The 5,865-nt window shown below is 46.9% G+C and carries 4 protein-coding genes and 1 pseudogene; 3 read left to right on the plus strand and 2 right to left on the minus strand.

Translation table 11 applies throughout. The features are described from left to right. Positions 1–320: 320 nt before the first annotated feature. Positions 321–982 (plus strand): annotated as a pseudogene (locus AC5590_RS13570) (hypothetical protein); the annotation flags it as partial. Between the two features lie 415 nt (positions 983–1,397). Beyond that, positions 1,398–1,733 (plus strand): hypothetical protein, encoded by a 336-nt coding sequence (locus AC5590_RS13575; protein ID WP_169268806.1) that lies wholly within the window; start codon positions 1,398–1,400, stop codon positions 1,731–1,733. 302 nt (positions 1,734–2,035) lie between these two features. On the opposite strand, the gene AC5590_RS13580 is transcribed toward AC5590_RS13575, so the two are convergent. After that, the gene (locus AC5590_RS13580) at positions 2,036–2,911 is read right to left on the minus strand and encodes an Lrp/AsnC family transcriptional regulator (RefSeq protein ID WP_169268807.1); all 876 of its coding nucleotides are present in this window, start codon (positions 2,909–2,911) and stop codon (positions 2,036–2,038) included. Next, on the minus strand, positions 2,892–3,611 hold the full coding sequence (locus tag AC5590_RS13585; RefSeq protein WP_282453094.1) for a sigma-70 family RNA polymerase sigma factor: 720 nt from the start codon (positions 3,609–3,611) through the stop codon (positions 2,892–2,894). Before AC5590_RS13585 ends, AC5590_RS13580 begins: the two co-directional genes overlap by 20 nt. Positions 3,612–4,289: 678 nt before the next feature. Here AC5590_RS13585 and psbA point away from each other — a divergent pair. Further along, positions 4,290–5,372 (plus strand): photosystem II q(b) protein, encoded by a 1,083-nt coding sequence (gene psbA / locus AC5590_RS13590; protein ID WP_169268809.1) that lies wholly within the window; start codon positions 4,290–4,292, stop codon positions 5,370–5,372. Positions 5,373–5,865: the final 493 nt, after the last annotated feature.

Genomic DNA, 5,865 nt, shown 5'->3' on the forward strand with positions numbered 1-5,865 from the left:
TTACCGAGTCTGGCATTAATTCCTCTCTCCCTTTCATTCGGGAGCGAACGTACAGCAACATAATTCCACATTAGCCCCAAACGTGTATTACACGGGAGAACCTGTCTTCATGTAACACACTCGCTCATGAATATGAATTCCTTCTTCCCATGTATGACACGGAGACTCTTAACTTCTTTTTCCATGTATGACACCGAGACTTTCTTTTCCCCTTCCCCACGTATTACACGGTATGAGAGCGTTCTGATCCTTTATAAGCTTTTTTCCTTACCAAGTCTTGTATTAATTCCCCTCACCCTTCCAAAATAAGCTAACGCACAGTAACAACTCTGGAGAAAGTCGGAAAATTTAAGGTATTTGAAAATTTAATCCGCGTATACAACGGAAAACGAGGCTTGCATTTGGTTGTGGTGTATTTGGTTGTTGGTCCGCATTGTCCCCTGAAATTGAGCCAGCCTTTGTTTTGTTGATCTGTCGGCGCAGTCGGGTACTCGTTCTAGTAAGGCTGGCTCAATTTCTCGTGTTAGACCCCGTAGGTGGCGAGTACCTTGGAGTTTTCGTGTCTGGAGAGGAAAAGGTACCTGTTCCCCAGCACAATTAGGATTAAAAATGGTCAAATGCTTGCCCAAAAAACTAACAAAGCACTTCCAGGTGATGGTTCTGGTAGATACAGCCAAAGGCAAGTGTGGAATTTATACACGGCGTCCGAAAGCGGAAATACCATGTAATTGTTGGTATCGCTTGTACCCGTATGTTGGTTGATGGGCGCTGTGTTGCTCAACTACATAAGCGAGGACAACAGCTTTACCTAAGGGGTTTGAAGTTTCCTGTCTCTATCTCATGGTATTATTTTAAACGAGATGATGGCAAGTATGAAAAACGATTTGTCCTGTCTACCAAAGTTCTCAAAGCCAGTACCATTTCTTGGTGGGGTAAACGACGTTGGCAGATTGAAGGTTGGTTTAAGACTGCCAAGCACCGTCGGGTAAGGGAGCCTGCATTACTGCATCTCCCTCCCCTAAGAACCGGACAGGACTCTTACGAATCATCCGGCTCAAGCCTTGGCTATCCTTCGCTGTCAAAGCCAAAACAATCTTTGACCTGTCCTACTTACCGTTTTGGTTAGAGTGTGGTCAGTACCTATGTAGCAGGGTGCTACTTTCACTCTTCTGCAAATGACGGGGCTTGTAACGGTTCGCTTATCGCTAACCCCTTGCCAAACTTCCCCTTGCCCTCGGTCGAGTGGTACTCTCTTAGAAGGGCTTCTGTGCCTTGCATTCTATCGGTTTCATTGGCTACACTTGCAGGTACTTACTACCGATATAGGCAGGGTCAAAGACCCTTTTACATGGGGACTGGGAGGAAGGAATCCCAGGAGAAGAAGGCTTCTCGGTCTAATGCGCTACTGCGCCTACGCACAACTTCACGTCGCGCGTTTCGGCTTGCACCGTTTTGGACAGGGGACACTTTTAGGCGTTTATCGTTGGTTGATATTGTCCCTTATTTCTTACGTTTTGGCACATTGGGCTTATTTATCCACGGCGATTGCCTACGGCAGAGCTACGCTTAACGCCTCCGACGAACTACCTGATTGGGGAGAAGCCGCAGAAATTGCGTTTCACACTATATTTCCCCATTTGGCAGTGTTACTTCTTTTACAACATCTAGAACGCTTGAGAGAACTGGCACTTAGTCAAGGAATTAACATTCAAATTTCCAGGTGCAAGATGTGAGGTGAGGGAGAGGGTGCGTTCTGGGTTGGCAGCGGCGAAAGCGCGGGGTCAAAAATTAGGCAGGCAGCCGGGACAAAGAGTGAAAGCAGATCGATTGGCTCCTAAGGTGTTGCAATTAGTGCAACAGGGGTACTCGTTCTTAATAAGGTTGGCTCAATTTTTAGGGGCGGCAGCTTTTGGGTAAGAAGCTTCTTACCCAAAAGCTGCCGAAGGCAGCGTGCGACGACATAAATGACGCGGTAGAGCCAATTCATTTAATTTCTTGGCAGGTAGCTTCGTCCCTACCATGTTCGCTTTGAAAATCACCGTGTAGGTACTTCACAGAGCGGCTCTTTGAGGTAGTGAAAATCGAACCTCTCTTTAAGAAGGACGATTGCATCCTCTAAACACTCCTCTGGCAAGCGAACTATTAAGGCAACTAGCTTCTCTCTTGGAGATGGTTGCTCTTGAGCAACAATAGGAGAGGGAGTGACTCCGGTATCCACGTTGCCAAGTTCAGATTTAAAGAATGGGTAAGTATCACCGTTACTAGTGCGACATAGGTAGCAATCGCCTGCTTTGACTGAGACGACCTCTACAACTTGTCCGTAATAAGGTAAATCTGAGCAAATGACCTTGAACTGTTGTTGTTCTTGGTGATTGTGCTTACTACTACCAATATGAGTGGTTTTTTGGCTGTAAGTCTTCCCCCGACGAGTCACTGTACGTTCATGGTTAGGTTCAATTTCACCACTGTTCTCAAGCTTTTTTCGCCAAGCACGAACAGTTCCTTCATCCACTCCGCAATGCTCAGCTATCTGTACGTTACTTCTGCTTGCACCATAAGGATGCTTGAGCGCTCCTATGATTGCCCGTTGCTTATCAGCATTACTTCGCTTCAAGGCTTTATGCTGATTCACTGAGTACGAGTGCCATGTGGCGTCCGATAGTGTTCCACAGCGGACAGAGATGAGAATTTTAGACTCATCTAACTCCTCGAGTGCAGCATTCCGATGATATCCATCTATTAACCAGTAGTCCTGACCGTCATAGTAAGCTAACGCAGCCTCGAACTTCGCGCCCCTTTTCCAGTCGCGAACCAAATCATCAATATGCTTTCTATCCAGTTTCTCCCTTGGTTGCGTTCCACCGTCTTTTCTAAGTAGCTTCCTGTCTAGCTCAACTACATGAACTTCCATAAAATGCTGTTAATGATGAGTTCAGAACAAAGATTGCTTCCTGTATCAATGCTTCGGTTTCTTTTGTTGAGATTTTCAACAGTTTAGCTATTTCAGTGACTTTTTTGTTAAGAAGATAACACTCCCGAATAACGAGCCTGTGCTTGGGATTTAGTTTTGAGATGGCTTCATAGAGGCGATGAGTTAATTCCTCTTGGGCTATTGTTTCAAAGTCTTCAACCTTAGGTTCGTAGGATAACTCATCCCAACTTATTGTTAAGCGCTGTGAAATTGTGAGTTTTAAAGATTCCCACTCAGTAGCACTGATTCCTAGCTTCGCCGCGACTTCCGCTTCCTGAACCTGTCTTCCATTAGCGATAAATTGCTTTCTCAGCCGCCTGATCTTACCAAGCTTTTCTACGAAGGAACGAGGGATTTTTAGTGGCGATGCATTATCCCGTAAATAGTGCTGAATCTCACCTTGGATGTAGGGAACGGCAAAAGAACTAAAAGCATTACCCAGTTCTGGCTTAAAGCGCTCAACCGCTTTGAGAAGCCCAACAAATCCTATCTGATATAAGTCTTCGTAGCTTTCATTACATTTTTTGACCCAGCGATGCACAATTTTATGAACTAATTTACTGTGCATTTGGGCAATCTGATTACGTCTATTGATTTCAATTGCGGGACTAACTCTAGTCCTGCTTTGTAGTGCACCCATAAAACCACTGAGAAGGAATTTCTAAAGATATGAATAGCTCATATGGCACTGAATCGGTAAGTAGGGAAAATACGGAAGCACTACTTTACACTCGCTTTATATTTAAACCGCTTGGGCAAAATTACTTGACACTCCCCTGCTCTTGAAAGGTGCGAGGGGATTCTTGGTTCATTGACTCGCCTGATAACAGCAGCAAGAGCGCCAACTACCCACGCGCCCGCGCGACCATGCTCCTCGCTTTGCCGCCCCTTTGGGGCGATCACAAAGTGCGCCCGTTTGCCCCAACAAAGCGGAGCTTTGTTGCCCTGAGCGCCCGTCCTGCGGACACGCGCTCGCGCAAAGCGCTCGCGAACGCGAGCGCGAACGCGAGCGGGGGAGGGCAGTTCTCCAAACTGCCCTCCGGGCATGTACGGGCGATTGCCCAAAGGGCAGACGCCAAGGGCGTATCGCGTGTGCCCCGTTGCGAGCGTGAGCGTAGCAATCTGCTCTCTAATTCCCCGGGTATTAATGGAACGGAAATTTTTCAACTCCCAACATCCATAAGCAAAGCTGATAGCTGGTAAAAGAAAACGTTCTGGAAAACCCCTTGATTTTGTAAACGAATGTAAACTATTATGAAAATATAGCAAACAAACATTTGCTTACATACATACCAAAACAACCGCAATCATAAGAACCATGACAACTGCATTACAACGTCGCGAAAGCGCCAATGTATGGGAGCGGTTTTGCGAGTGGATCACCTCCACCCAAAACCGTCTCTACATCGGTTGGTTCGGCGTCCTGATGATTCCTACCTTGCTATCCGCAATAACCTGTTTCATCGTCGCCTTCATCGCAGCCCCCCCCGTAGACATCGACGGAATCCGCGAACCAGTAGCAGGTTCCTTAATGTACGGTAACAACATCATCTCTGGTGCTGTTGTTCCTTCCTCCAACGCCATCGGCTTACACTTCTACCCCATCTGGGAAGCAGCTTCCTTAGATGAGTGGTTGTACAACGGTGGTCCATACCAATTAGTTGTTTTCCACTTCCTGATTGGTGTATTCTGCTACCTGGGTCGTGAGTGGGAATTATCCTACCGCTTAGGAATGCGTCCTTGGATTTGCGTTGCATTCAGTGCACCTGTTGCAGCAGCAACCGCAGTCTTCTTGATTTACCCCCTCGGACAAGGTTCCTTCTCTGATGGTATGCCCTTGGGCATCTCTGGAACATTCAACTTCATGTTAGTGTTCCAAGCAGAGCACAACATCCTAATGCATCCCTTCCACATGCTGGGTGTTGCAGGTGTCTTCGGTGGTTCACTGTTCAGTGCAATGCACGGTTCTCTGGTCACTTCTTCCTTGGTTCGTGAAACAACCGAAACCGAATCTCAAAACTACGGTTACAAGTTCGGTCAAGAAGAAGAAACCTACAACATCGTTGCTGCTCACGGCTACTTTGGAAGACTTATTTTCCAATACGCTTCTTTCAACAACAGCCGCAGCTTGCACTTCTTCCTGGCTGCATGGCCTGTCATCGGTATCTGGTTCACCTCACTGGGTATCAGCACCATGGCATTCAACCTCAACGGTTTCAACTTCAACCAATCGTTGATTGATTCTCAAGGTCGCGTAATTGGTTCTTGGGCAGATGTGCTCAACCGTGCGAACCTGGGTATGGAAGTAATGCACGAACGTAATGCTCACAACTTCCCTCTTGATTTGGCATCAGCTGAAGCTGCTCCTGTAGCACTCCAAGCTCCTGCTATCAACGGATAATAGCTAAAACTTAGATAAGTAAAAAGCGCTCTCCTGAAAAGGGGGGCGCTTTTTGCATGCTTTCAACTTGGTATCCATGTACAACTCAAAGGTGGTTTTTTATATACAATTCGGGGGGGGATGAATACAGCGATTCTTATTTGAATCACATACACCACCACAAATAATGTAGAGCACGGTTAGAAATGGTAACTCGCTGGCTACCTACCCTACCGCATGTCCGGATTTAACAGAGAGGTGCGGCGGGCAATACCGCCCATCGACTCTACCCGAGTACTCGTGACGCCAACACAGATCCACAAAACGAAGGCTTGCCTCATTCTCAGGGGACAATGCGTTGGCTGGCTGTTTCTGGAGGGGACAATGCGTCGGCGTCCCCGCCTGCCCATTTTTTAGGGGACAAATTGGTGAGCGTAGCAATCTGCTCTCTAATTCCCTGGGTATTAATGGAACGGAAATTTTTCAACTCCCAACATCCATAAGCAAAGCTGAT

The organism is Brasilonema octagenarum UFV-OR1, assembly GCF_963888615.1.
In the GTDB taxonomy this organism is placed as follows: domain Bacteria; phylum Cyanobacteriota; class Cyanobacteriia; order Cyanobacteriales; family Nostocaceae; genus Brasilonema; species Brasilonema sennae.

Coding starts and splice junctions, on each gene's coding strand:
- AC5590_RS13575 (WP_169268806.1), top strand. CDS start 1,398: ATGCGCTACTGCGCCTACGCACAACTTCACGTCGCGCGTTTCGGCTTG.
- AC5590_RS13580 (WP_169268807.1), bottom strand. CDS start 2,911: ATGGAAGTTCATGTAGTTGAGCTAGACAGGAAGCTACTTAGAAAAGAC.
- AC5590_RS13585 (WP_282453094.1), bottom strand. CDS start 3,611: ATGGGTGCACTACAAAGCAGGACTAGAGTTAGTCCCGCAATTGAAATC.
- psbA (WP_169268809.1), top strand. CDS start 4,290: ATGACAACTGCATTACAACGTCGCGAAAGCGCCAATGTATGGGAGCGG.